Raw genomic sequence first — 25,130 nt, forward strand, 5'->3', positions numbered from 1 at the left:
CCGGGTCCGCGCCTGCCTCCCGGGCCGGTGCAGCGCGGGAAGCCACGCACCATCAGAGGCGCCAGACCCTGAGTCCGGCTGATCGAAGATTGTCGCTCACAAAAGCGGCCTTGACGTCGATGAAGGCGCCCCCGGGGACCACCTTGCGGGTGAGGTCCTCCAGGCTCAAGGCCTTGTACTCCCGATGGGCCACCGCCGCCACGATGGCGTCGGCGCGGGGCAGGTCCTCGTAGCGGTGAAGCTTCACGCCATATTCGTGCATGGCCTCGTCGGGCTCGGCGGCCGGGTCGGTCACCCAGACCTCGACGCCATAACTTTCCAGCTCGCGGATGATGTCGATGACCTTGGAATTACGCAGGTCGCCGCAGTCTTCCTTGAACGTCAGGCCCAGCACATTGACCTTCGCGCCCTTGATGTAGCTGCCCGCAGCAATCATCTGCTTGATGGTCTGCTCGGCGATGAACTTGCCCATGCCGTCATTGATGCGGCGGCCGGCCAGGATGACCTGCGGGTGGTAGCCCAGCATGTCGGCCTTGTGGGTGAGGTAGTAGGGGTCCACGCCAATGCAGTGGCCGCCCACCAGGCCGGGCTTGAACTTCAGGAAATTCCATTTCGTGCCGGCGGCTTCGAGCACTTCGGACGTGTCCAGCCCGATGCGGTCGAAGATGATGGCCAGCTCGTTCATCAGCGCGATGTTCAGGTCGCGCTGGGTGTTTTCAATCACCTTCGCCGCTTCGGCCGTCTTGATGCTGGACGCCCGGTGGACGCCGGGGCGAATGATGCTTTCGTAGGTGCGGGCCACGATGTCCAGCGTCTCGGGGGTATCGCCAGAGACGATTTTCAGGATCTTGGTGAGCGTGTGCTCCTTGTCGCCGGGGTTGATGCGCTCCGGGCTGTAGCCGACAAAAAAGTCGCGCTTCCAGGTCTTGCCGGATTCACGCTCCAGCACCGGGATGCAGACCTCTTCGGTGGCGCCGGGGTAGACGGTGGATTCAAACACCACCACCGCGCCGGCCTTCATGTGCCGGCCGACGCTGGTGGATGCCCCCACCAGGGGACGGAAGTCCGGAATATGGGCCTCATCCACCGGCGTTGGCACCGCCACGATGATCACGTCGGCCTCGGCCAGGCAGGCCGGGTCGCTGTGATACTCCGCATGCACGGCGGCGCGCACCTCCGCGTCGGTCAGCTCCCGCGAGGGGTCGGTGCCGGCGCGGCATTTGGCGACCTTGTCGGTCGAAATGTCGAAACCGATGGTGCGGCCCAGCTTGCCAAATTCGACCACCAACGGCAGTCCCACATATCCCAGACCTACAACGGCAATCACGGCCAAGGCCTTCTCCTCTTCAAGCGTGCGCTTCTTGTTGCATCACGGACGGTGGGGACGCCGTGTGCGCAGCCGGCTTTGTAACCCGTTTCAAGCGCCCCGCCGATCCCTCAATTGCGGCCGTAGGTGTCCTGATAGCGCACGATGTCGTCTTCGCCCAGGTAGGAACCGGACTGCACCTCGATGATTTCCAGCGGCACCTTGCCCGGGTTGGACAGGCGATGCACCTGGCCCAGCGGGATGTAGGTGGACTGGTTTTCGGTCAGCAGAATCGTCTTGTCGCCATTGACCACTTCAGCGGTGCCGGACACCACGATCCAGTGTTCCGCCCGGTGATGATGCATCTGCAGGCTGAGCGATGCGCCCGGCTTGACCAGAATGCGCTTGACCTGGAAGCGCTCGCCCATGTCGATGCTGTCATACCAACCCCAGGGGCGATGCACCTTGCGATGCAGGTTGTGCTCGTCGCGCTGGCTGGCGGTGAGCGAGTTGACAATCTTCTTGACGTCCTGGCTCTTGCTGCGGTCGGCCACCAGCACCGCGTCCGGCGTTTCCACGACCACGATGTTGTCCAACCCCACGGCCGACACCAGCCGGCTGGTGGCATGCACCAGCGTATTGCGGCTGTCGGCAATGATGGCGTCGCCACGGCTGGCATTGCCGTCAAGGTCTTTGAGGGCCACCTGCCAGACGGCTTCCCAGGCCCCCAGGTCGTTCCAGCCAGCATCCAGCGGCACCATGCGCAGCGGGAATTCGCTGCCGGGGCAGCGCTCCATCACCGCATAGTCGATGGAGTCGCTGGGCACCTGGGCGAAACTGTCCTTGGCCGGGCGCACAAAGGCGCCATCGGTGGCGCGGGCGTCGAAAGCGGCGCGGGTGGCGGCCTCGATGTCCGGGCGGAAGCGCTGCAAGGCCTTCAGCCAGGTGGAGGCGCGCAGCACAAACATGCCGCTGTTCCAGTAGTAGCTGCCTTCGTCCAGATAGCGTTGGGCGGTGGCTGCATCCGGCTTTTCGACAAAAGCCTCGACCCGCAGGCCCGTGCCGTCGGCCTGGCTGCGGATGTAGCCATAGCCGGTTTCGGGGCGATCCGGTGTGATGCCCAGGATGACGATGGCACCGTCACTGGCCTGGCGGATGGCGGCCTGCAGCGCGGTGGTGAAGGCGGCGGCGTCGGTGACGGTCTGGTCGGCCGGGGTGACCACCAGCACCGGGTCGGACCCTGCCTGCAGCGCCTGCAGGGCGGCCAAGGTGATGGCCGGGGCGGTGTTGCGGCCCACGGGCTCCAGCAGCACGGCGCTGGGCGTCAGGCGCTGTTCACGCAGTTGGTCCAGCACCATGAAGCGGTGTTCTTCATTGCCCACCACCAGCGGTGCACCGATGGCGATGTCCTCGGCGCCCAACGTGGCCAGTCGGTCCGCAGCCTGCTGGAACAGGCTGGTATTGCCGCTCAGGATCAGGAACTGCTTGGGATAACCGGCACGGGACAGCGGCCACAGCCGGGTTCCGCTGCCGCCCGCCATGATCACCGGTTGGACTTCGATCTTGCTCAAACTACTGCTCCCTGGTTGGATGGGCGTGCTGACCACGGGGGCTCAGCCTTCGAAGCCATTGGGATTGTTGGACTGCCAGCGCCAGCTGTCCTCGCACATGCGTGCCAGGTCGTATTTTGCGGTCCAGCCGAGGCGCTCACGGGCCAGCGCGGGGTCCGCATAACAGGCGGCCACGTCGCCCGGGCGGCGTGGGGCGATTTCATAGGGAATTTCGCGGCCACTGGCCTTGGCGAAGGCATTCACCAGTTCCAGCACGCTGTAGCCCCGGCCGGTGCCGAGGTTCACCCAGATCGATTCCTGGCCTTCCAGCAGGAACTTCAGGGCGGCGACATGGCCGTCGGCCAGATCCACCACGTGGATGTAGTCACGCACGCCGGTGCCGTCCGGGGTGTCGTAGTCGTTGCCAAACACGCTCAGCTTCGCGCGACGGCCCACGGCCACCTGGGTGACATAAGGCATGAGGTTGTTGGGAATGCCGCGCGGGTCTTCGCCGATGCGGCCGCTTTCATGCGCGCCGACCGGATTGAAATACCGCAGGCAGGCGGTCTGCCAGCTCGGGTCGGAGGCGCCGAGGTCCCGCAGGATGCCTTCACCGATCAGCTTGGTGGCGCCGTAAGGGTTCACGGCCATCAGTTCCGCATCCTCGCGCAGCGGCAGTGAGCGGGGCTGCCCGTACACCGTGGCGCTGGACGAGAAGACGATGCGCTTGCAGTGATGGCGCTGCATGACCTCACACACCGTCAGCAGGCCATCGAGGTTGTTGCGGTAGTAGCTCAGCGGCTTGGCGGTGGATTCACCGACGGCCTTGTACGCCGCGAAATGCACCACGGCCGCAGGTTGATAGTCGGCAAACACGCGCTCCAGCGCGGCGGCGTCGCACACGTCCAGCTTTTCGAAAAGAGGCGTCTGGCCGCTCAGTTCGGCCAGGCGCTCCAGCACCTTGGGCGAGCTGTTGCTGAAGTTGTCCACACCGATGACGCGGTAGCCTGCCGCCAGCAGGGCCAGCCAGGTGTGGGAGGCGATGTAGCCGGTCGCGCCGGTCAACAGGATGGTGGAGCTCATGATGGGTCCTGGTGGTCTTACTGGATCACGCCCTGCACATAGCAGCCGGCGGTGTAGGCATCGTAGGTGTAGAGCAGGCTGTAGGAGCTGCGGCTCTGGTGGCTGTAGTTGCAGCCCACCGTCACGGCACGGGTGGCCTGCCAGCTGACGCCGGCGTTGTAGAAGCGGCTGCTGTCCTTGTAGCCGGTGTTGTAGGTCCGGTCGTCCCGGCTGACCTGGGAATAACCGCCGCCCGCGCTCAGGCTGATCTTGCCGGTGAGGCGGTAGGTGCCCTGCACCTGGGCGGACGTGGTGATGCGGTTGTAGTCCGACACCACGTTCGACACACCGAGATAGTAGGTCTCGATGCCCGTGTCTCGTGAGATCTGCGTGGTCAGGTTCCAGCGGCCGCCCGGGCGCAGGTCCCAGATCAGCGCACCGGTGACGCCGTCAAAGCTGTCGGCACGGCTGCGGCTGATGCGGGCATTCAGGTTGGAGGAGCCGGACAGGTTCCAGCCAGCGGTCAAGTCCAGGTCCTTGCGGGAGTATTCGAAGTCGGTGTCGGTGGTGTGGCCCTTGGTGTAGCGTCCGGCCACGCCAAACCGCCATTGGCCGCTGGGGCTGTAGGTCAGACCCAGCGAACTGGCGCCCTGACGGTATTCCTGGCTGACGTAGCTGGCCAGGGAGTAGTCCCGCGTGCGGTAGACATAGCCGCCTTCCAGCGCCAGCGTGGTGGTGGACGGGATGCCCAGGCGCACCGTGCCCTCGGCACTCTGGTCGGTCTGGATGTTGCGGTCGGTGGTGGGCGCAATCTGTGAGGTGGCGTTGTAGTCGGCCAGATAGCGTTTGCGCAAATAGGTCAGGTTGCCCGACAGATCGCCGGCCGTGGCCCAGTCAAGACCCGTGCGGATGTCAAAACCGCGGTTGTTCAGCTGGTCGTTGTGGTTGTAGCGGTTGTCCATCCACTTGGTGGCCGCATACAAGCGCTGGCGGCCCAGCCGTACATCGCCGCCCGCCAGCAGGCTCAGCGTGGTGTATTGATCGCTGTTTTCAGCCGAATTGTCGCGGAACACGTTGTTGGCGTATTGCTGCGACAGCGCGGCCCCCAGGTACCAGGGGGTTCCGCTGCTCTGGGCCATGGCGCCACCACCGCTTCCCAGCAGGCCGGCCGCCAGGGTCAGCAGCAGGGCACGGGGACAACGGGGAGGGTGGTGACGGTGCGGGTGAAGTCGGGTCATCACGGGAGGCTCCTGATTCTGCTGGGGTTCAGTAGGCGTGGCGGTCGAAGACCATCAGCCGCACCGTCCGCACGATGATCTGCAGATCCAGCCCCAGGGACCAGTTGCGCAGGTATTCCAGGTCGTATTCGACACGTGCCTTCATCTTGTCAATGGTGTCGGTCTCGCCGCGCAGGCCGTTGACCTGGGCCCACCCGGTGATGCCGGGCTTGACCTTGTGGCGCACCATGTAGGCCTTGATGATCTGGCGGTATTCCTCATTGTGAGCCACCGCATGCGGGCGCGGGCCGACGATGCTCATGCGGCCCTGCAGCACATTGATGAACTGCGGCAGCTCATCCAGCGACGTGCGGCGGATGAAGGCGCCGAAGGGGGTGATGCGAGGGTCGCCCTTGGTGGCCTGCTTGACCACCGCGCCGTTGTCCATCGACCGCATCGAGCGGAACTTGTAGACGATGATCTCGTCGCCATCCAGTCCGTTGCGGCGCTGCTTGAAGATCACCGGGCCGGGTGAACTCAGCTTCACGCCGATGGCCAGCGCCAGCAGGATGGGGGAGATCAACAGCAGGATCAGGCTGGCCAGGATGACATCGCTGATGCGCTTGACCACCTCGTTCACGCCGGTGAAGGGGGTCTCCAGAATGCCCACCACCGGCACGCCGTTCATGTCCTGCAGGCGGCCCTGGATGATGCTGATGCCGAAGACGTCGGGTACGAAGAAGATGGAGGCCGTGGTGCCCTGCACCTGCTCCAGCAGCTGCACGATGCGTGGCTGCGAGCCCAGAGGGAGCGTGATGTAGACCTCCCGCACACCCTGCGCGCGGACGAAGTCGCTCAACTGGGGCAGGGTGCCGAGAATGCGACCGCTGGTGTCGCTATGCAGACGGTCGTCCTGACGGTCGTCAAAAAAGCCCAGCAGGTCCACGCCCTTCATGGGCCCGGCCTCCAGGGCTCGGGCCACCTTGGCGCCCAGCGGCCCGGCACCCACGATGATGGCCGAGCGGCGAATCCAGGGCTGACGTGAACGCCAGCGCAGCACCTGCCGGCCGATTTCCACGGCCACGATCTGGCTGAGCGGCGTGAGCACGGCCCACCACATCAGCACATCGCGCTCGAAATAATGGAAGCTGCTGGTGGCGTAGGCAAACATGCCCAGGATCAGCAGCAGCATCAGCCAGGAACCGATGATGTCGGTGACCGCACTAGCCGAGTGTTCCCCGAAATGGTTGCGGCCAGGGAAGGTGAGCGCAAACACCAGCATGCACAGCGTGTAGGTGGAGCGCATGACCGGCTCACCGAACCATGCCAGCACGGCAAGATAGACCAGGACGATCAGGCTGGGCTCAAGAAAAGCCGCAATGAAGGACTGGACCGATTGCGGCGCACTGTAGAACGTTCTCTTGTAGTTCCGATCCTCAAACATCACCCTGTGGTCCTTGGTTGCTTCCCTCTTGCCACGGACTGGCGACCTCATCGGCGCACCAGGCAGTTTGCGTCGGCCGTCATGGCGGCCGGCCTGGCGGGCCGAATCGGGCGGCGCTGTCCGCACCTGTCCCGGTCGGCCATGCCTGAGGCATGGCTGGCCGGTTTACCCCCTGTCCCGGCCAGAGCCGGAAATTCTCTCTCAAATCCGTCATCCCACTCGTAACTGACGACCCCCTACCTTCGGGCTGGGTCTGCCTACAATCCGGCCCATGCTTCAAGAATGGTCCAAGCTCCTGGCCCCTGCTGTGCAGGATCGCATCACGCTGTTGCTCAACCATGTCATGTCACGCGAGCCCATCGTGATGACCCGACTGGCGCCGCAGGTTGGCAAGACGGTGCGGCTGCATCTGGCGGGGTGGCCCCGCCTGTTGCCTGCCGCGCCCGACCTGCGTCTGCGCATCACGCCCGCCGGTCTTCTGGAACGGTTGAATGACGGGGAAACCCAAGAGCAAGAACCGGACCTGGATATACAGTTGGAAGCATCCAACCCGGCGGCGGCTGCCTTCGGCCTGCTGTCGGGCGAGCGCCCGGAGGTCCGGGTGCAGGGGGATGCGCAACTGGCTGGTGAGATCAACTGGCTGATCGACAACCTGCGCTGGGACATCGAAGACGACCTGGCCGCCATCACCGGTCCGTCCGTCGCCCACCAGTTGGGCCGTGTCGGCCGTGCTGCCGCCCAGGCGCTGGCCCTGCTGGCCCGTCAGGCGGGTCGGTGGATGCCGGACGGTCAAGGACGGGCATGACGACCGGCTACCGTCCATCATGAGATATTTTTCCCGACTGCTGGTCATTGTCTGGACGCTTTACCGCTTTGGTCTGGACGAGCTGGCGCTCTCCACGCTCAAGCAGCGTCGTTTCCGCTTCCTGCGCCGCCTGATCTCGGTCGGACGTGCCTGGGAAGAGCCTCGTGGCGTGCGCATGCGCATGGCGCTGGAGCGGCTGGGCCCGATCTTCGTGAAGTTTGGTCAGTTGCTGTCCACCCGGCGGGACCTGGTGCCGGCGGACATCGTCGCCGAGCTGGCCCGGCTGCAGGACAACGTGCCGCCGTTCCCTGCGGAGCAGTCTCGCGCGCTGATTGAACGGGCCTTTGGCCGGCGCATCGAAGAGCTCTTTGCCAGCTTTGACACCCAGCCGGTGGCCAGTGCCTCCATCGCGCAGGTGCACTTTGCGGTGCTGCCGGATGGTCGGGAGGTGGCGGTCAAGGTGCTGCGGCCCGGCATGCTGGACGTCATCGAGGATGACCTGGCGCTGATGCGTACGCTGGCGGGCTGGGTGGAGCGGTTCTCGTCCGACGGCCGGCGGCTCAAGCCCCGGGAGGTGGTGGCCGAGTTCAACACCTATCTGCATGACGAGCTGGACCTGGTGCGTGAAGCCGCCAATGCCGCCCAGCTGCGCCGCAACATGCAGGACCTGCAGCTGGTGCTGGTGCCGGAAATGATCTGGGAACTGTGCGCCAGCGAGGTCATCGTGATGGAGCGCATGCGCGGGGTCCCGATTTCCCAGCTGGACCGGCTTCGCGACGCCGGGGTGGACATCCCCAAACTGGCTCGCGACGGGGTCACCATCTTCTTCACCCAGGTATTCCGCGACGGTTTCTTCCATGCGGACATGCATCCGGGCAACATCCAGGTGAGCCTGGAGCCGCACACCTTCGGCCGATACGTGGCGCTGGACTTCGGCATCATCGGCACCCTCACCGAGGTGGACAAGGACTACCTCGCGCAGAACTTCATCGCCTTCTTCCGCCGCGACTACAAGCGGGTGGCAGAGCTGCACATCGAATCCGGCTGGGTGCCCCCCCAGACGCGGGTGGATGAACTGGAGGGGGCGGTGCGAACCGTCTGCGAACCCCACTTCGACAAGCCGCTCAAGGACATTTCCCTGGGCCAGGTGCTGATGCGGCTGTTTCAGATTTCGCGACGATTTAACGTTGAGATTCAACCCCAGCTAGTTTTACTGCAAAAAACGCTGCTCAACATTGAAGGTTTGGGCCGCCAGCTGGATCCGGAGCTGGATCTCTGGGCCACCGCCAAGCCGTTCCTTGAGCGCTGGATGGATGAACAGATCGGCTGGCGCGCGTTTGTGCATCATCTGAAGAAGGAAGCGCCGCGCTTTGCCCAGATGCTGCCGGAGTTCCCGAGGCTGATGCATGAGGCCCTTCGGCATCGCGCCGATGGAGGTCATGCGGAGCTGACCCGTCAGTTGCTGGCGGAGCAGCGCCGGACCAACCATCTGCTGCAAGGGCTGCTGTGGGGCGTTGCCGGCTTCATGATCGCCCTGGTGGCCAGCCAGGTGGTGCTGCGCTGGATGCCCTGGTAGTTCTCGAAAGAAACCCCCAGGGCCCAGGCAGGACGCCTGGATCCAAGGACCGCCGACCCGCGGCGGCCGCCCCCCTCAACCGGGTGTGGCGTAATCGGAGAAGCCCTGCTGCAGCTTGGAGCGCAGCAGCGTGCGCACCCGGTTGACCCGGGAACGGACGGTCCCGATCGGGATCGACTGGATCTCCGCCACATCCCGATAGGACTCTTCCTCCAGACAGGCGAGGTAGAACGTCCCCCGCAGATCCGGCGACAGACCTGCGAGCGTGTCGTCCACCACCTTGGCCAACTGCCGGTAGGACACGCACTGGCTGACATCCATCACGGCTTCAACGCCGCGCTGCGCCACCTCACCATCCACCATGTGGGGCGTGGCATCCAGGCTTTCCACCTGGCTGCTGCGTTTGGCGCTGCGAGCCACGTGGTTGCGGGCCACATTGGCGGCGATGCCAAAGAACCAGGTCTCCACCGACGACTTCGCCATGAAGCGGTCGCTGCAGCGGGTGGCTTCCAGCAGGGCGTCCTGGATGATGTCGTCCAGTTCTCCCGGCGAGCGTTCATACCGCCGCAGGAAGCGCTTGAGTTTGCTGGAGTCGTTGCGGGATTCCCGGGCAATGCGGACGATGTGCGTCAGGACCTGTTGCTGACGACTCCGGGCTTCGTTTTCGTGTTCGGTCATAGCGTTGAAGTCTCGTGATGCGCCCGGGCCTTCGTTGGGGCCAGCGAGGGCCGGCAGGCTTATGTGGGCGATGGAACTCCCCGGGAGGGACGGAAGAGGCGTTGGAGGAGGGGGTGAGTGCGGCGTTGGGTGCGGCGTTGTGAGGGTGGAAGAAGAGGTGGACGGAGCAGTGGACGGAGTGCCGGAAAGCGGCGTGGAGGGGACAGGAGGAAGGAGCGCGGGGTGTTGGGCGAGCGTCATGGCCGACCTCCGAAAGTGGCGAGCGCCGCGAGCGCCTGCTCGCCCAGCGCCAGAATCTGCAGCGCCATCCAGCGGCCGGTGGCCGCCAGGGTGAGGCCCACGGCCATCAACTTGACGGCGAAGGGAATGCTTTGGTCCTGCATCGACAGCACGGCCTGCAGCAGCGAGACCAGCACACCGGCGAGCACCGCCACCAGCAGACTGGGCACGGACAGCCAGATCACGGCCAGCAGCCCCTTCTGGAAAAAAGCAATGGTTTCAACCATGAAGGCCTCCTTCAGGCATAAGAGGCCACAAGGCCTTCAAAGAGCCGGGTCCAGCCGTCCAGCACCACAAACAGCAGCAGCTTCAGCGGCAGGGACACGACCATCGGCGACACCATCTGCATCCCCAGCGCCAGCAGCAGGTTGGACAGCAGCAGGTCAATCACCACAAACGGCACGTACAGGACAAAACCGGCCTTCAGCGCCATCTCCAGCTCGGAGATGACGAAGCACGGAATCAGCACCACGTAGTCGCGTTCACCGGGCACGCCCAGCGCGCTGCGCTTCCACTGGCGTTGGGCCAGTTCCACAAAACGCTGGCGGCGCTCCGGCAGGGTGTTGGCCAACATGAAGTCGCGCAGCGGTTCGACCGCATGCGCCAGATGGCCGAGGCTGCCCCGGCTGGGCGGGGTGCGGGACTCGGTGGCAGACGACCCGTAGGCGTCCGATGCGACGGGGTTCAACTGCAGGCGCCCAGCCATCTCGTTGAAGATGGGCGCCATCACAAACAACGTGGCGGCCAGGGCCACCGCATTGACGGCGATGCCGGGCGGCACCTGCTGAACACCGAGCGCGTTGCGGACGATCATCAGCACCATCGAGATCTTGAGAAATGCGGTGGTGCACACCAGCAGCAGCGGCAGCAGGGCCAGCCCTGCGAGCAGCAGTACCAGTGTGATCGGGTCGTAGCCACCGAGGTTCATGGCCGCGACCCCCAGTGGGTGATCTCCACCGCCAGACGACCGTCCACATCGATCAGGTCGCCGCTGCCGAGTTCCGTACCGTGGGCCACGATGCGCACCCGAGGGGGTGTTGCCACCTCCAGCGGGAGTATCTGACCGGTATTGAGCGCAGTGAGTTCAGCGACAGTCATCGACAGCCGGCCGACGATGAAATCGAGATCGACTTTCAATGCATCCATGATGGGAGAGACCTTTTCAATTGCCTTGACATGAGACAGATTGGAAAGGGCAGGCGCCTCGACAACCCATCCTTCAAAGACATAGGAGTCGTCCGGCAGCTGACTAAATTTGACTAGTGCCGATCCCAAAAGAATGTGGATTGGGTGGGAAGCTGCTCCATCCTTGGAGGGAAGCAGGAGGGCATCGCCGACGCCGATATCTCTCAGGCGCTGGACGGGCATGCTGCGTTGTCCCAGGTGCAGTCCACCGGTGAAGGACAACTGCCGGAGCGCAGCGGGAAGTGCGCGTGCAGCCTCGCGATCAAGCGCATGTCTCTGCCATCCCGGGCTGCCGCTCCAGCGATTCAGCGTGGCCAGTGAGGTCTGCAGAAGAAAGGTGTGGCATTCCGAGTTGACATCGGTCAAGGTCAACAGGCATTGCAAGCCCGGAGATTCAAAGAACTCCGATTCGGAATGGTCTTGATCTGAAGCAAGAACGTGAAATGGACCGCCCAGGCAATCCATCAATGGCAGGGGAATGCGTGCCACGGCCAGACGATGCAGCGATTGAATGACGGACACGGGCGCGTCGTCGGCATATTGAACGCCAGTGAGCAGCGTCAGCAGGGCGCCGTCACTGAACTCCAGCACGCCATGCCGACCACGCAGCCGCAGGCGCTGCGGTTCGGCGGTGCGCCAGGCGCTGGCGGGTGCCAGCAGCAATTCGGCCCGGGCCCAGGGCAGGTCCAGGTCGTTGAGCGGCCAGATGAGGCCGCCGCCCAGTTGCTGTGACAGGCGGGATTGCGCTTCGGACACGCTGCGCAACCGCACGGCCCGGGAGGATGGTCGTTCCTGACCGTGGGGGGCGGAATTCATGATGAATGGGGCAGTCGTACTGCCCTTAGAAGTTGGGGGACGACAACAAGGCGCAAAAAAGCGTCAGGTCAGTAGGGGTCAGATGACAAAAGGGTTCCGGTGCGGGGCCCGGGGTCTGCGCTTGGTCAAGGGGATGAGTGAAGCGGCAGAACCGGACGGCGGCCCGGTGGAACTACTAGACACCATGAAGCCGCTGTCCATCACCCGCCGTTACCGGCTGGCCGACACCCCCCACCGTCTCGCCGATGCGGATGGCGTGCTGTCGGCCGCCTCGCTGGGCGCGGTGTCGGAGGCCTCCGCGCTGGTGGCTCAGGTGCGTGGTCGGTGTGCGGCCCATCTGCGAGCCCTGCGTCAGCGCCAGCAGCGCTATCTGACGCGTCAGCGCGCGGCCTGCGAGGCCGATGTGCTGGCGCGGGCGGCGCAACTGTCGCAGCAGCTGCAGGACGAGCGTCGCAAGGTGCGGGAGACGGCGGCCGCCCTGGTCGCCCAGGTCGCCCGCGATGCGCTCAAGCGGCTGATGGTGGAACTGCCTGAGGCCTGGCCGGCCCGCTCCAGCGTGCAGTTGGTGCTGGCGGAATGGACCTCGCTGGAATTGAAGGATGAAGCCGTGTTGCACCTTCATCCCGACGATCTGGCGCTGATGGCACCGGACCGCAGCCCGCTGCCCTGGACCCTGATGGCTGACCCCAAGCTGCCACGCGGCGCCTGTGTGCTGTCGCATGCCGCCGGCACGGTGCGTGCGGACTTTCAGGCCAATGTGGAGGCCTTGCAGGCCGCCCTGTCCCCCGCGTCCACGCCCCCGCCCGCAACCCCCTCGTCTTCCGCTTCTTCCGCTTCTTCCATTCCCGCTTCTTCAACCCCGAAGGACCCCTCATGAGCTACCAAGACCCGATGTCCGGCTTTGTCCAACAGATGCGCGCGCGCCAGCTGGAGATCCAGCAGCGGGTGGATCAGGTGGACATCCTGGATGGCCCCGGCGCACGCAAGTTCCTGGAGGCCAAGCTGGAAATGCAGCGTGTGAACTGGGCTGGTCAGATCGGGCTGCAGCTGCGGCACGGCCTGCTCAAGAAAGTCACGAGCAAACTCTGATGGATGCGAGCGCCCGTCCCTGCACACCCGTGCACCTGCGCAGGGCTCCCTGCCAGCCCGCATGTGGGTTCCTCCGTGGATCCTTGCGTGGATCCCTGGGAGGAGCCTTGCGTGGGCCGCTGCGCTGGGGGCTTGTGTTGCTCAGCCTGACGGCCGTGTTCGGGCCTGCCCACGCCGTCGCGCCGGCCGGGTGGAAAGACATCCTCTACAGCAACCGGGCAGATGACGAGGCCACGCTGGACACCGTGCTGCAACAGTTTGCCGCGACCACCGGGGTGGAGCTGCGCCTGAGCGACGTCCGCCTGGGGCAGAAACGCATGCTCGCGCTCCCCACGCGCGGCAGCGCGCCCGCAGCCTTCCTGGACCAACTGGCCCAGAGTCTTTCGCTGGACTGGTATGTGTACCGCGGCGTGCTGTATGTGTCCCCGCAATCGTCGGGTGTGAGGGCGCGCGTGGAACTGGCCGGGCAGACACCCGCCGCTGCGCGGCAGGCCCTCGTCGGGCTGGGGCTGTTCGAGCCCCGCTTCGGCTGGGGCGAGCTGGATACCGATCCGCCCATGGTGCTGGTGGAGGGGCCGGCCACCTACGTGGCGGCGGTGCGGAACTTTCTGGAGACACCGAAGCCGAAGCCGGTCGAACCCGAACGGCCCAAGCTGATGGTGTTCCGGCTGCAGCATGCCGTGGCCCAGGACCGCGAAGTGCAGATCCGTGGCGTCACCACCCGGCAGCCCGGCCTGGCCTCCGCGCTGAAAGAACTGATGGTGCCGCCCACGTCTCGGCGTACGGACGCCGCTTTCGGGCGGTCGGGCGCCAGCGGCTTGTCGGGCGCACTGGGTGGCGCCGGTGGAACCGGCGGGTTCGGGGAGGGCGCCTCCCGCTCGGTGCTTGGGGGCGCTTCCGGCTTGTCAGCGGCGCTGGGGGGGGCAGGTGGCCTGTCTGCCGCGTTGGGCGGACTTCCTGCCGCCAGCAGCGGTGCCCCGGCGGATGCCCTGTCTGCCCTGAGCGGCCGCGACTTCCTGTCCTCTCCGCTGCCCGATGCGCTGGTGCCCGGCGGCAACCGCCGCAAGTCGGGCGGCGGGAGCGCCCAGGACGCGTTGGAAGAGGAACGCCTGCGCGAAGAACGGGCCGCCTTGCCCACCATTGGCGCCTATCCCCCACTGAATGCCGTCCTTGTCTGGGACCTTCCCTCCCGGCGCACCGACTATGCCGCCGTGATTGCCGAACTGGACGTGCCGACTCGCCAGGTGGAAATCAACGTCACCATCCTGGACGTCAATGCCAATGCGCTGCGGGAATGGGCCGTCGATCTGTCGGCCGGTTCCGGTGCCGCGCGGGTGCAGGTGAACCCGGCGGGTTCCATCCGCAATGACGGCAGCTCCGACGTGGCTGGCGGATCGTCCATGGTCCTGTGGGCCACCGACCGACTCAGCCTGCGGCTGCGGGCGCTGGAATCCCGGGGGCAGGCGCAGGTGATGTCCCGCCCCTCCATCCTCACGCAGGACAACCACGCGGCCGTGCTGGACATGAGCCAGTCGGTCTATGTCAAGCTGGTGGGGGAGCGCACGTCGGATCTCCGCAGCGTCAGCGCCGGTACCCTGCTGCGGGTGACGCCCAGCGTCATGGGGGAGGGCAGCAACGCCACCATTCGCGTCACGCTGGACATTGACGATGGCGCGCTGAGCGACAGCAGTGGCGTGGGTGGGGCCTCCGGCGACCCGCGGGTGGGCAACAGCTCGGTCAGCACCCAGGCGGTGGTGCGGCCCGGCGAATCGCTGGTGGTGGGCGGGTACCGACGCCAGAACACCGAAACCGCCCACAGCCGCGTGCCCGGCCTGGACAGCTTGCCGCTGCTGGGCTGGCTCTTTCGCGGCGACAGCGTCATCAGCAATGAGCGGGAGCGCCTGTTCATCGTGACCGCACGGGTCCTGCCCTGACGCCCACTCAACCAGACAGACCCAGCCCGGAGTTGCCATGAACATTGCGCGTATTGTCCCCAGCGCTTCCCCGCTGCCCTCGCTGGCAGAGGCCGCCACCCTGCCGGCGGCGGACCTCACCACCTCCGGTGCGGCGGAACGTGCCCGGCAAGCCCAGGCCCAGGCCCAGGCGCGGAGGGATCGTGCCAGTGAAGCTCGCGAGCTGGCGACCCCGATGCTGCGGCCCACCACGGCCGGCCTCGGCGCGGAAGCCTTCGAAGAAATCACCTTCCAGGCGAGTGAACGGGAAGAGGCCGAAGTCCATGATGAGCTGCATGATCGCCATGTGCGGGATGCCGAGCTGATCCACGGCACGCTGCCGGTGGAGAAGGTGATGGCGGTGCTGCGCATGATGGAAGGCCAATACGGCTTTCAGACGCTGCGGAACCAGGCCAGGATCTTCGCCAGGGATTTTCAGACCGACCCGCATGGCGCGCTGGAGCGCCTCAAGACCCTCCACCACCAGCCCAGCGCCCGGTTCGCGCTGCTGCGCATGGCCGAGGACCTGCTGCAGCGCGCCGAGCACCAACCCGAGACGGCTGCAACGGTGCAGGCGCTGCGTCAGCTGGAGCATCAGGATGCGGAGCAGATCCGCCATCTGATCCGCGTCTATGAGGCCACCCACAGTGACGGGGACGGCAAGGCCTCCGCCCCGGATTCCCCGGCCATCCAACTGCTGGCCTCCCCCCTGAGCACCCGCATGCTGATGGATGCGGTGGGTTCGCCGGAAGGCCTCAAGGCCTTGGCCCAGCAGGTGCACCGCCTGCCGAAGGAAGGGCACTTCGACCAGCCGGCTGCCTTTGTCGGACTCAGCGTCTCCCTGGCCCATATGTTGTCGGTGATCCGCACGATGGACGAGCATGTCACCCACCTGGGTGAAGCGGTTTCCCTGCCCAAGACCGAGCAAGGCAAACTGATGCGCCAGGTGATGGACATGTGCCGCACGGCGGCCCCCAAACCCAAGCTGGAAAAGCTGCGCACCGATGTGCTCAAGCAGGTGGGTGCCCATCAAAGCTTGCGGTTTGACCACGAACTGCTCAAACAGGTCAGCCATTACCCGGAAAGTGTCTGGATCAACATCGAGGCGAAATCCTCGGTGCAACAGTGGCTGCGTGAGGCGCAGGGCCTGCATTACCGGCGCGAAGGGGTGCTGGGCATCACCGGCCAATGGAATCAGGACGCGCTGCGCATCGTGGCCCCTGCCGCCTGACCGGGCTGTGGGGCCCGTCGGTCCTCAGCGACGCACGCTGGTGCGCCTTGACGACTGTCCATGGGCCAGTGCGTGATCGAATCGAGATCTGAGGGCGTTGCCCGCAGAACCTCCGCCTGCCTGACCGCACTGACCATGCATGGAGACTCCAGGACCTTTCTCTACCCCCGGCGCCAGTGCTGCCAAACCCGCCGCTGTGGCGGCGTCCGGCGCTGCCGCCGCACCCGCTGGCCGTTTCGGCAGTGCGGCCGCGGCATCCCGGGCGCTGGCGGCTCGCCTGGCGCCGAGCGGCGAGCGCGCGGAGATTGTGGTCACGGCTCTGGTCGTGTCCGTGGTCTTTGCCATGCTGCTCCCCGTACCGGTGTGGCTGCTGGACTTGCTGATTGCGGTCAATCTCTGCACGTCCTCCTTCCTGATCGTGCTGGTGCTGCAGATCAAGCACACTACCGGGCTCAGCGCCTTCCCCTCGCTCTTCCTGGTCACCACGCTGTTCCGGGTGGCCCTGAGCGTGGCCAGCACCCGGCAGATCCTGCTCAGCGGTGAAGCCGGCCACATCATTGCCGCGTTTGGTGAAATCGTCGTCGGCGGCAATCTGATCGTGGGCCTCGTGATCTTCCTGGTGCTGACGGTGGTGCAGTTCATCGTCATCACCAAAGGCTCGGAACGTGTGGCCGAGGTGGGTGCCCGTTTTTCGCTGGACGCCATGCCGGGCCGGCAGATGGCCATCGACATGGAACGCAAGGCCGGAGGCATTTCCCAGGAAGACGCCAAGGCGCAGCGGGACATGCTCACCGAAGAAAGCCAGTTCTTCGGCGCCATGGACGGCACCATGAAGTTTGCCAAGGGCGATGCGATTGTGGGCATCGTCATTGTGCTGGTGAACCTGATCGGCGGTCTGGCCGTCGGTGTGCTCCAGCGGGGGATGGAGGCCTCCGAAGCGCTCCGTGTCTACGCCATCCTCACCGTCGGCGACGGCCTGGTTGCCCAGATCCCGGCGCTGCTCATGTCGATGACGGCCGGCCTGCTGGTCACCCGGGTGTCCAAGCCCGGTGGCGCGGGCGGCAACATCGGCAAGCAGTTGAGCGAGCAGTTGCTGGCCCAGCCCAAGGCCTGGGTGACGGCCAGCGGCGCCATGATTGCCTTTGGCCTGCTGCCCGGCATGCCCCTGCTGGCCTTTGTGGGCCTCGCCACCGCCTCAGCCACCGTCGGATTGGTGGCCATGTTCCGCATCATGCGCCGGGGGGAAGCAGAGGCAAAAAAGAAGGCGGAAGAGGTGCGGCCGGAGGGAGAGTTCGACATCGTCCGCGCCTTTGTTGTGCGCGTGAGCGACCGGATCGATCCCGAGGTGGCGAAGAAGGTCATCAATCAATGCCGCACCACCCGCAACACCTTGCTGCTGCGCATCGGGCTGATGATGCCACCGGTGCATGGGGAGGAGTCGGTCCCACTGGACGACGTCGACGTCGAGTTCTGCCACGGCGAGGTGCGCTCTTTCGGACTGCGGCTGCGGGAAGACCTCTCCACCTGCTCCTGGCTGCAGGATGACGGCAGTGGGTTTGGCCTGCCGCCGGAACAGCTGGAAGCGCGTGGTGGCATGGCCGGGTCGGCGCGTCTGTGGATGACGCCGGCGCAAATGGAGCAACTGTCTCCGCCACCCACCGATGTGCAGGACTGCTGGCAGCGGCTGGAATCCCTCACGCAAGAGGTGATGCTGCGCAATGGCCCCAGCTATTTCGGTATCGAGGAATGCCAGCGCATCGTGACCTGGACCGCCCAACGCATGCCGGAAGTGGCCAAGGAACTGGAACGGGCGCTGCCGCTGAGCCGCATGGCCGAAGTCTTCCGCCGTTTGCTGAGCGAGCGGGTGTCCATCCGCAATCTTCCGGTCATTCTGAATGCGCTGATCGACTGGGGGCCTCGTGAGCGAGATGCCGCCATCCTGACTGAATGCATCCGGTCGGCGCTGCAGCGGGAAATCTGTGAGCACCTGTCGGTGCAACGGGAACTGCGTGCGCTGGTGCTGGACAGTGAGCTGGAATCGACGGTGCGGTCGTCCGTTCGCCAGACCGCCTACGGGGACTTCCTGGCCCTGGATGCGCAGACCACCGACAACATCAGCGACGAGCTGTCGCGGGCCTATCTTGAATCGGTGTCGGACCAGCATCCCACCGTGGTGATCTGCGCGCAGGACATTCGCGCCCATGTGCGCAAGCTGCTGGCGGAACGCATTCCGGAGATGTCGGTCATCGGCATGTCCGAGCTCCCGCCGGACTACAAGGTGAACGTGCTGAGCGTGGTGTCAGCACCGGCCGGGTATACCGGCTATTCAGATCTGCATTGATATGAACTCCGTTGAAAACCATGAGTTGCTGAAACAGGCCACCGATCCGCCGCCGGGCCCCCCGCTGGAGCTTCGAGTCCTGACAGGCTTGCAGGCCGGTGCGGCCCTGCCGCTGGACCAACCATTGCTGGTGGGGCGAGGGGACGACTGCGACCTGCTGCTGCTGGACGAACAGGCGCCGGACCATCTCCTGGAGATCGAACCTCCGCTGGCGCCAGGCATGGTGCGGGTCACGCCGATGGAGGGGCGTTTGATCAATGAAGTCGGCGAGTCGCTGACCGGCCCAGTCGAACAACCGATCGGGCAGGCGTTTGGAACGGACGGCCTCTGGTTTGAAGTGCAGACCAGCGACTCCCCCTGGACCACCTGGACCGATCCGTCGGAGCGGACGGCGTCGCCCGTGTCCGGGCCACACACGAACGGGAGTGCTGCGCCAAGTGCCGACGCGGATGACGCACAGGCGAGCGACCTGGCGCCCTTGTCCGCGCAGGAGCAAGCGCTGTCACAGTCACAGCAAGCCGCGCAGACACGAACCTCCGCGTCGCCGCCGCTGCATGGTGGGTCCACCGCAACGGACTTCGATGACTGGCTCGCCGAATCCCTGGACCCGAACGGTGCTTATGCCGCCTGGGCGACCGATCCATCGGACCGTCGCTTCACCGCATCCCGGGTATCGGGCACCGCATCCCGGGTATCGGGCGTGTCGGCAGGTTCGGTCCGGCGGTGGCAGCAGTGGATGGTGATTTCGGGCGGTGCGTTGCTGACGCTGGCCGGTCTGGCGGCCATGGCCGTGCAGGTGGGGCTTCCCGCGATGGGCGATGCCAAGGCGGAGGCCCAGCCTGAAGCGGCCCACGCCGGGGCCTTGCCGGACCCTGGCCTGGTAGGCGGCGCGCGTGATGCTGCAGGCGTCGATTCGACGGACGCTGCCCGCATCTCTTCCGCCACCGCCGTCCCCCCATCCACCACCTTCCCCTCCACCACCTTCCCCCCCTCCACCCCCTCGACCTCCAGCCCCGCATCGGCGCCCTCCCACGTGTCGTCCTTGCCTGCGGAGCCACCGCCGGTGCGTGTGCAAGCCGGCGGCGGGGTCACGGTGGTCCGCGGTGACACCGACATCACCCTTCCGTTTGAAGTGCGGGAAGTGATCCTCGGGGCCCGAAGCAAGGTGGTGCTGAGCAATGGCCGGATGCTGCTGCCGGGGGATGCGGTGGGCGCCTGGCGCTTGATCGAGATCAAGCCTGGCGTGCTGGTCTTTGACGGCCCTGAGCGGGTGCTGCTGCCGTGGTGACCGATACCGGTCTGATCGAAGCCCAGACCCAGGCCTGGCGGTCGGCCATGGAACAGGTCCGGGTGACCAGCAGCCTGGGCAAGGTTCATCGGGTGACCGGCATGCTGATCGAGGCGCGCATTCCCGGCACCAGTGTCGGAGAGCTGTGCGAGGTGTTTGACCCGGCTTGGCCGGACCGCCTCTGGCGCTGTGAAGTCGTGGGGTTCCAGGGGACGCAGGTGCTGCTGTCTTCACTGATGCCGCTGGAGGGGATCTCCGCCGGCTGCCTGGTGCGCCCCCTGAAGATGACGCACCAGGTGGCTGTTGGCGCCGCCCTGCAAGGTCGCATCCTGGACGGTTTTGGCCTGCCCCTGGACGGCAAGCCGGCCCTGGCGCCGGGGCAGCCCGGCGTGACGATGCGCCGTGTGGTGGCGGATGCCCCTCCTCCCGTTGAGCGCTGGCGGATCAAGGACCCGTTTCCGACGGGTGTGCGCAGCGTGGATGCCCTGTTGACGCTAGGGCAAGGTCAACGGGTCGGCCTGTTTGCCGGCCCGGGGTGCGGCAAGACCACCCTGATGGCGGCGGTCGGGCGAGGCAGCCCGGCGGATGTGATTGTGGTGGGGCTCATCGGTGAACGCGGCCGTGAAGTGCGTGAGTTCACCGAGCATGAGTTTCCGCCCGACCTGATGGCCAGAACGGTCATGGTCTGCGCCACGTCCGATCGCACCTCCATCGAACGGGTGCGGGCCGCTTTCACCGCCACCGCCATCGCCGAAGGCTTGCGGGACCAGGGGCTCAACGTGCTGCTGATGATCGATTCCCTCACCCGCCTGGCCCGTGCGCAACGCGAGATTGGTCTGGCGGCCGGCGAAGCGCCGGCGCGTGCGGGCTTTCCGCCTTCGGTGTATGCCCTGATGCCTCGCTTGATCGAGCGGGCGGGCAATTCCGCCGGAGGCTCCATCACGGCGCTCTACACCGTGCTGCTGGAGGGGGAGCTTCGCTCGGACCCGATTTCGGAAGAGGCGGTGTCGCTGCTGGACGGGCACATCGTGCTGTCGCGCAAGCTGGCGGAGCAGGGGCAGTATCCGGCCGTCGACGTGCTGGCCAGCCTCAGCCGGGTGATGTCCAACATCGTCCCGCGCGAGCACACGCAGGCGGCAGCGCGGCTGCGGCAGGTGCTGTCGGGCTATCGGGACATGGAATTGATGGTGCGCTTGGGGGAATACCGCAGCGGCCAGGATCCTGAGACCGACCGCATCGTGGCCGCCTATCCCAAGGTGATCGACTTTCTGCGTCAGGACACACGCACGCCGACGCCCATGCCGGACAGCCTGGCCCGCCTGATGGCACTGGCCAGCAGTGCAGCATGAGCCGTCCGGCGCTGGGGGACCGTCCTGCGCGCTGGCCCCATGAGCTGGCGGCGGAGCCGGCCCCGGACGCTCGACTGCCGCCGCTACGGGCCATCGAATCGCTGGCGACGCGGCGGGCCCGGCTGGCGGAGGCTGCGCTCGCCCGGGCCCGGCACGCCCAGGCTCTTGCGCGACAGGCGCTGGAGGCGGCTCGCCAGGCGCTCGACGAGCGGGTGAGCTTTGTTGCGTCGGAACGCGCCCGGCTGGTGGTGGAGCGGCAGAACAGTGTGGAGGCCTCGACCGCCCTCAAACGCTGGCGCGAAGCAGACCAGCAGCTGATCAACAGCATTCCACCCTGTCGAGCGCTTGTGGCCCAGCGCCAACAGGCGCTGGAGGCGGCGGACCTGGCCTTGGTGCGTGCTCAGGATGAGCATCGGAAACGCAGCAAGCGCCGCGAAAAATTCGACATGCTGATCGACACCCTCATCGAAGAGGCGTGAGGTCGCTCAGGGGGTGTCGAACATGGCGGTCCCCAGCGCATCATCCACTTCCGCCAGCAGCCATTCACCCACCTTCGGTGTGTCGCCGGCATCCCCGTTCTCATCGCCGTCGCTGTCCCAATCACCGGGCGGATGCAGCAACTCCGGTGCGAGACGTTCATATTCTTCCAGCACCCGAAACAGCAGTGCCGCAGCACGATAAGTGTGCTCCGGAATCGGCTCGCCCGCCTTGCCACTGGCCAGCAGATGCCGCGCCAGTGCCACGTATTTGATGATGGGCACCCGCTCCTCCCGGGCCATGCGGCGCAGGTCCCGCGCGTCATCGTCGGTGGTCGCGGCCATCAGGACCGGCAGATCCATCGATTCCGGCTCATAGAGCAGCGCCACGGCAATATGCTCCGGGTTCACCACCACGGCACTGGGTCGTTGCTTGCCCTTGCCGCCTGGAGCGTCTTCCAGTGCGATTTCCTTGGCCGTCTGCTTGCGCATGCCCTTGAGCATCGGGTCGCCTTCGCTTTGCTTGTAGTCCTGCTTCGTCTCGCTGACATCCATGCGCAGCTGTCGCCAGACCAAATAGCGCTGCAGCAGGATGTCGGCGATCATCAGGATGATCAGCACCACCACGCATTGCATCAGCAGCGAATGCATCAGGGCGAGCGTCAGCGACCAGCCTTGCGCTGGACTCAACCGGTAGGCCTGTGCCAACAGCGGGAATTGCTCGCGCAGCTCCAGATAGACCATCCAGAGCAGCAGCCCGCCTTTGATCGGGCCCAGGAAGGGGACCAGCAGCTTCTGGGCGGAGACCAGTTGCTGCAGATTGTTCCCGATGTCGAGTTTTTCTAAGCCCTTGGCCAGCGCCTTTGGCGCGACGTTAAAGCGGGTCTGGGCCAGGGTGGTGATGGCCGCCAGCAGCATGGGCATCACCGCCAGCAACAACAGGCTGAGCGCCACCGGCAGGACGGTGTCCCAACTGGGCCTCAGCTGGATGGGCTGGTGCGACGAAACCGCCAGCAGTGCGGCATCCAGCATGTCCGACAACATGCGACGCCACCACGGTTCAATGGCGAAAGCGAATTCCGCCATCACCAACAGCTTGATGATGCGAACCGCCTCTTCGCTGACGCCCACCTGCCCGTCTTCGCGGGCCTGCTGGATGCGCTGGGGGGTGGGGGGAAGGGTCTTTTCTCCCATGCGGCGCTTTCAGCGGTGTAGCCGCAGGCCGACCGTCTCGGCCAGACCCTCCTGCCACCACCGCAGGGCCTCTGTGGCGCTCCAGTCCATCACCGGGGAGATCACCAGCAGCAGCATCAGGAGCGCCAGCAGCGTCTTGACCGCCATCGCCGAGGAATAGACGTCAAAGCCCTGCACGGCGGTGCTCACAACGGCCAGCCCGAGCTCGACCAGCAGCAGCAGGGCCAGCACGGGGCCGGCCAGCACCAGCGCCTGGGTGACCATGCCGGCGAGCGCGGACAGGATGCTGTGCTGGTAGGACGACAGATCGGGGAGCAGGGCCAGCACCGGCCAGTGCTCATGGCTGTCGGTCAGGACGGTGAAGACGGTCTGAAACAGGCCCCATTGCACCAGCAGCGCGGCCAGCCCGCGTTCGGCCAGTTCACCGATCAGGGTGGCATCGGCCTGCAAGGACGGGTTGACCTGCTGGGCGGCATTGGCGCCGCGCTGGTTGTCGATCAGGGTGCCCATGCCGCGCACGGCCCAGAAGGGCAAGGCGGCCAGCATGCCCAGCAGAGTGCCCAGCATCGCCTCCTTCATCACCAGGACGAGGTAGAGCGCCGGGGTGGGGGCCGCCGCCACCAGCGGCGACCACAGGCTGGCCGCGACCGGCAGGCTCAGCCCCAGCGCCAATGCACCCCGGAGCACGACGCTTGTGTGCTGCCTGGAGAGGAAGGGTAGGAACATCAGCATGCCCAGCGTCCGGGCCATGGACAGGATCACGGCCTGCAACACCACCAGGAGGTCGGGCAAGGTCAGGGTCACGGGCGGCTCCTGGGAGGAAGGAAACGGCGTGGTGAACGTCAGCCGACCAGCTCGGACGCAGCCGGGAGGGGCTGGGTCAGAAAAGCCGGGCTGTTCGGTGTCGGGATTCCGGTCGGGCCGGCGGAGGGCGCTTCGGTACGAGCAGCCGCGCGGGCCTCCAGGCGCTTGTAGCGCCGGTCCAGCCGGGTCATGTAGGCCTGCCAGGCAGGATCGTCGGCGCGCACGCCCCAGATTTCCAGATCGTTGCGGTCATCCCCATAACGCACGACATCGGGCAGGACTGCCCAGCGTTGCATCCGGCAGCCTCGCACCAGCGACAGGCTGCGGCGGTTGCCACCAAGAATCCAGCAGGTCAGGGTGTCGAAGCCATGAATGAGAATTTGCGGATGCACCCGGCGGGCCATCTGCATGGCGACGCCTGTGCCATGCCAGGCCTGGGCCACATAAAGCCACAGGTCGCCCACCGTGCCGCAGGCACCACCGCCCCAGGCAATCCGGCGCAGATAGGCCCAGCCGACGATCTCGTCTCCATGGGCCAGCACCCACAGGGGCCATCGGTTGGCGCGGCTCTCCTTGAGCACCTGATCAACGCCGGCTTCCGAGGCGTCGACCAGCGCAGGGCTGTGGCCGCCGCCTCGGACGGATTCGTTGTAGATGCGGGTGAGGGCGGGGACATCGCTGGGGCGCGCCAGGCGCCAGTCAAGCGGGGGCAGTGCGGGTTTCATGAGCAAGTGAAGGTTGTTGATATGCAGCAGCACGCCAGATGCGCCAGGCCTGGCGCTGCAGCGCTGCGGAATAGGGCGTGGGGGGTAACGGGGCCAGCGTGAAACACTGGGGGTCGAAGCGCAGACGCAGCCGCGCCCAGGCGCCCGGGACCGCATCCTCGATCAGCCGTGCCATGAGGGGCAGCGCCCAGCGTTGCAGTTCCAGCGCACTGCCGCCCGGGGGCGGGGCGTGGTCCTCGGCCACGGTCAGCGGGCGGGCCCGCGCCTGGCGCAATGCATCGCGCCAGGCGTCGGCGTCACCGGCGGAGTGTGTCTCGTGGGAGAACAGCCGCGCCAGGCCTTGGCGTGAAGAAGTCAGACAGTGGCTGGCATAACCGACGCGCCCAAGGGCGGTGGCCGCCGCCACGAGGTCGTCAGGCGCGAGCGGCAAGTCGGGCAGGGCCACGTCTACGGCGGAAGGAAAGGGCCGGGGGGCCGGCAGCGCCACGTCAATGCCGAACTGCTGGCAGAACCAGCGGTGGCCCAGACGGGCACCCGTGACGGCACGAGAGAACAGGGACAACAGGTCCAACGATCCGTGCGGTGGATGGTCGGGAGCGCCACCCGGAGCAGCACCTCTCGAGCCGCTGGCCGGCTGCGGCACCGAGCCGGATGTGGACTTGTTCTGACCGGTGTCCGCTGGGGAGCCGGAGGGAGTGGCTGAGTGGGTGGCTGAGTGGGCGGCTGAGTGGGCGGCTAAAGAAGGACCTGAGGAGGTATCCGA

General features: G+C 66.1%; 23 protein-coding genes. 10 read left to right on the plus strand and 13 right to left on the minus strand.

Annotated elements, in window-relative coordinates:
* Positions 1–52 precede the first annotated feature (52 nt).
* From OU995_RS10880 to OU995_RS10900, 5 genes are all read right to left on the minus strand, one after another.
* Entirely contained in the window at positions 53–1,333 is a 1,281-nt protein-coding gene (locus OU995_RS10880; protein WP_267835555.1) for a nucleotide sugar dehydrogenase, read from the minus strand.
* A 104-nt stretch (positions 1,334–1,437) separates the two neighbouring features.
* The gene (locus OU995_RS10885) at positions 1,438–2,847 is read right to left on the minus strand and encodes a mannose-1-phosphate guanylyltransferase/mannose-6-phosphate isomerase (RefSeq protein ID WP_267836236.1); all 1,410 of its coding nucleotides are present in this window, start codon (positions 2,845–2,847) and stop codon (positions 1,438–1,440) included.
* A gap of 72 nt (positions 2,848–2,919) precedes the next feature.
* Positions 2,920–3,939, minus strand: a complete 1,020-nt coding sequence (galE, locus tag OU995_RS10890; protein ID WP_267835556.1) for a UDP-glucose 4-epimerase GalE — start codon at positions 3,937–3,939, stop codon at positions 2,920–2,922.
* A 17-nt stretch (positions 3,940–3,956) separates the two neighbouring features.
* Positions 3,957–5,156 (minus strand): hypothetical protein, encoded by a 1,200-nt coding sequence (locus OU995_RS10895; protein ID WP_267835557.1) that lies wholly within the window; start codon positions 5,154–5,156, stop codon positions 3,957–3,959.
* A 28-nt stretch (positions 5,157–5,184) separates the two neighbouring features.
* Positions 5,185–6,579 (minus strand): undecaprenyl-phosphate glucose phosphotransferase, encoded by a 1,395-nt coding sequence (locus OU995_RS10900; RefSeq protein WP_267835558.1) that lies wholly within the window; start codon positions 6,577–6,579, stop codon positions 5,185–5,187.
* Between the two features lie 271 nt (positions 6,580–6,850).
* On the opposite strand from OU995_RS10900, the gene OU995_RS10905 reads away from it, so the two are divergent.
* Together OU995_RS10905 and ubiB are read left to right on the plus strand one after the other, a co-directional pair.
* On the plus strand, positions 6,851–7,384 hold the full coding sequence (locus OU995_RS10905; protein WP_267835560.1) for a hypothetical protein: 534 nt from the start codon (positions 6,851–6,853) through the stop codon (positions 7,382–7,384).
* A 19-nt stretch (positions 7,385–7,403) separates the two neighbouring features.
* Positions 7,404–8,960, plus strand: coding sequence for a ubiquinone biosynthesis regulatory protein kinase UbiB (gene ubiB, locus OU995_RS10910; RefSeq protein WP_267835561.1), 1,557 nt, complete (start codon positions 7,404–7,406; stop codon positions 8,958–8,960).
* A gap of 75 nt (positions 8,961–9,035) precedes the next feature.
* On the opposite strand, the gene OU995_RS10915 is transcribed toward ubiB, so the two are convergent.
* The 4 genes from OU995_RS10915 to sctQ all read right to left on the minus strand — a co-directional run bounded on the left by OU995_RS10915 (position 9,036) and on the right by sctQ (position 11,858).
* A complete protein-coding gene (locus OU995_RS10915; protein ID WP_267835562.1) occupies positions 9,036–9,638 on the minus strand; it encodes a sigma-70 family RNA polymerase sigma factor in 603 nt (200 codons plus the stop codon).
* Positions 9,639–9,874: 236 nt separating this feature from the next.
* Positions 9,875–10,144, minus strand: coding sequence for a type III secretion system export apparatus subunit SctS (gene sctS, locus OU995_RS10920; protein WP_267835563.1), 270 nt, complete (start codon positions 10,142–10,144; stop codon positions 9,875–9,877).
* An 11-nt stretch (positions 10,145–10,155) separates the two neighbouring features.
* A complete protein-coding gene (gene sctR, locus OU995_RS10925; RefSeq protein ID WP_267835564.1) occupies positions 10,156–10,845 on the minus strand; it encodes a type III secretion system export apparatus subunit SctR in 690 nt (229 codons plus the stop codon).
* The gene (gene sctQ / locus OU995_RS10930) at positions 10,842–11,858 is read right to left on the minus strand and encodes a type III secretion system cytoplasmic ring protein SctQ (protein WP_267835565.1); all 1,017 of its coding nucleotides are present in this window, start codon (positions 11,856–11,858) and stop codon (positions 10,842–10,844) included. The genes sctR and sctQ overlap by 4 nt, the downstream gene beginning before the upstream one ends.
* Positions 11,859–12,051: 193 nt before the next feature.
* Between sctQ and OU995_RS10935 the strand changes: the two genes are divergently transcribed.
* The 8 genes from OU995_RS10935 to OU995_RS10970 all read left to right on the plus strand — a co-directional run bounded on the left by OU995_RS10935 (position 12,052) and on the right by OU995_RS10970 (position 21,647).
* Positions 12,052–12,795 (plus strand): FliH/SctL family protein, encoded by a 744-nt coding sequence (locus OU995_RS10935; RefSeq protein ID WP_267835566.1) that lies wholly within the window; start codon positions 12,052–12,054, stop codon positions 12,793–12,795.
* The gene (locus tag OU995_RS10940; protein ID WP_267835567.1) at positions 12,792–13,007 is read left to right on the plus strand and encodes a hypothetical protein; all 216 of its coding nucleotides are present in this window, start codon (positions 12,792–12,794) and stop codon (positions 13,005–13,007) included. Before OU995_RS10935 ends, OU995_RS10940 begins: the two co-directional genes overlap by 4 nt.
* A gap of 107 nt (positions 13,008–13,114) precedes the next feature.
* Positions 13,115–14,941, plus strand: coding sequence for a type III secretion system outer membrane ring subunit SctC (gene sctC, locus OU995_RS10945; protein ID WP_267835568.1), 1,827 nt, complete (start codon positions 13,115–13,117; stop codon positions 14,939–14,941).
* A 37-nt stretch (positions 14,942–14,978) separates the two neighbouring features.
* The gene (locus OU995_RS10950; protein WP_267835569.1) at positions 14,979–16,190 is read left to right on the plus strand and encodes a hypothetical protein; all 1,212 of its coding nucleotides are present in this window, start codon (positions 14,979–14,981) and stop codon (positions 16,188–16,190) included.
* 139 nt (positions 16,191–16,329) lie between these two features.
* Positions 16,330–18,531, plus strand: coding sequence for an FHIPEP family type III secretion protein (locus OU995_RS10955; RefSeq protein WP_267835570.1), 2,202 nt, complete (start codon positions 16,330–16,332; stop codon positions 18,529–18,531).
* Between the two features lies 1 nt (position 18,532).
* Positions 18,533–19,819, plus strand: a complete 1,287-nt coding sequence (locus OU995_RS10960) for a hypothetical protein (protein WP_267835571.1) — start codon at positions 18,533–18,535, stop codon at positions 19,817–19,819.
* A complete protein-coding gene (locus OU995_RS10965) occupies positions 19,813–21,168 on the plus strand; it encodes a FliI/YscN family ATPase (protein WP_267835572.1) in 1,356 nt (451 codons plus the stop codon). Before OU995_RS10960 ends, OU995_RS10965 begins: the two co-directional genes overlap by 7 nt.
* Positions 21,165–21,647, plus strand: coding sequence for a hypothetical protein (locus OU995_RS10970; protein WP_267835573.1), 483 nt, complete (start codon positions 21,165–21,167; stop codon positions 21,645–21,647). Before OU995_RS10965 ends, OU995_RS10970 begins: the two co-directional genes overlap by 4 nt.
* A gap of 6 nt (positions 21,648–21,653) precedes the next feature.
* On the opposite strand, the gene OU995_RS10975 is transcribed toward OU995_RS10970, so the two are convergent.
* From OU995_RS10975 to OU995_RS10990, 4 genes are read right to left on the minus strand one after another with little or no spacing between them, the layout of a single operon-like run.
* On the minus strand, positions 21,654–22,838 hold the full coding sequence (locus OU995_RS10975; protein ID WP_267835575.1) for an EscU/YscU/HrcU family type III secretion system export apparatus switch protein: 1,185 nt from the start codon (positions 22,836–22,838) through the stop codon (positions 21,654–21,656).
* 9 nt (positions 22,839–22,847) lie between these two features.
* On the minus strand, positions 22,848–23,642 hold the full coding sequence (gene sctT / locus OU995_RS10980) for a type III secretion system export apparatus subunit SctT (RefSeq protein WP_267835577.1): 795 nt from the start codon (positions 23,640–23,642) through the stop codon (positions 22,848–22,850).
* A gap of 38 nt (positions 23,643–23,680) precedes the next feature.
* The gene (locus tag OU995_RS10985; RefSeq protein ID WP_267835578.1) at positions 23,681–24,367 is read right to left on the minus strand and encodes a GNAT family N-acetyltransferase; all 687 of its coding nucleotides are present in this window, start codon (positions 24,365–24,367) and stop codon (positions 23,681–23,683) included.
* On the minus strand, positions 24,342–24,938 hold the full coding sequence (locus OU995_RS10990) for a hypothetical protein (RefSeq protein WP_267835579.1): 597 nt from the start codon (positions 24,936–24,938) through the stop codon (positions 24,342–24,344). Before OU995_RS10990 ends, OU995_RS10985 begins: the two co-directional genes overlap by 26 nt.
* Positions 24,939–25,130 lie beyond the last annotated feature (192 nt).

Source organism: Roseateles sp. SL47 (assembly GCF_026625885.1).
Lineage (GTDB): Bacteria > Pseudomonadota > Gammaproteobacteria > Burkholderiales > Burkholderiaceae_C > Roseateles.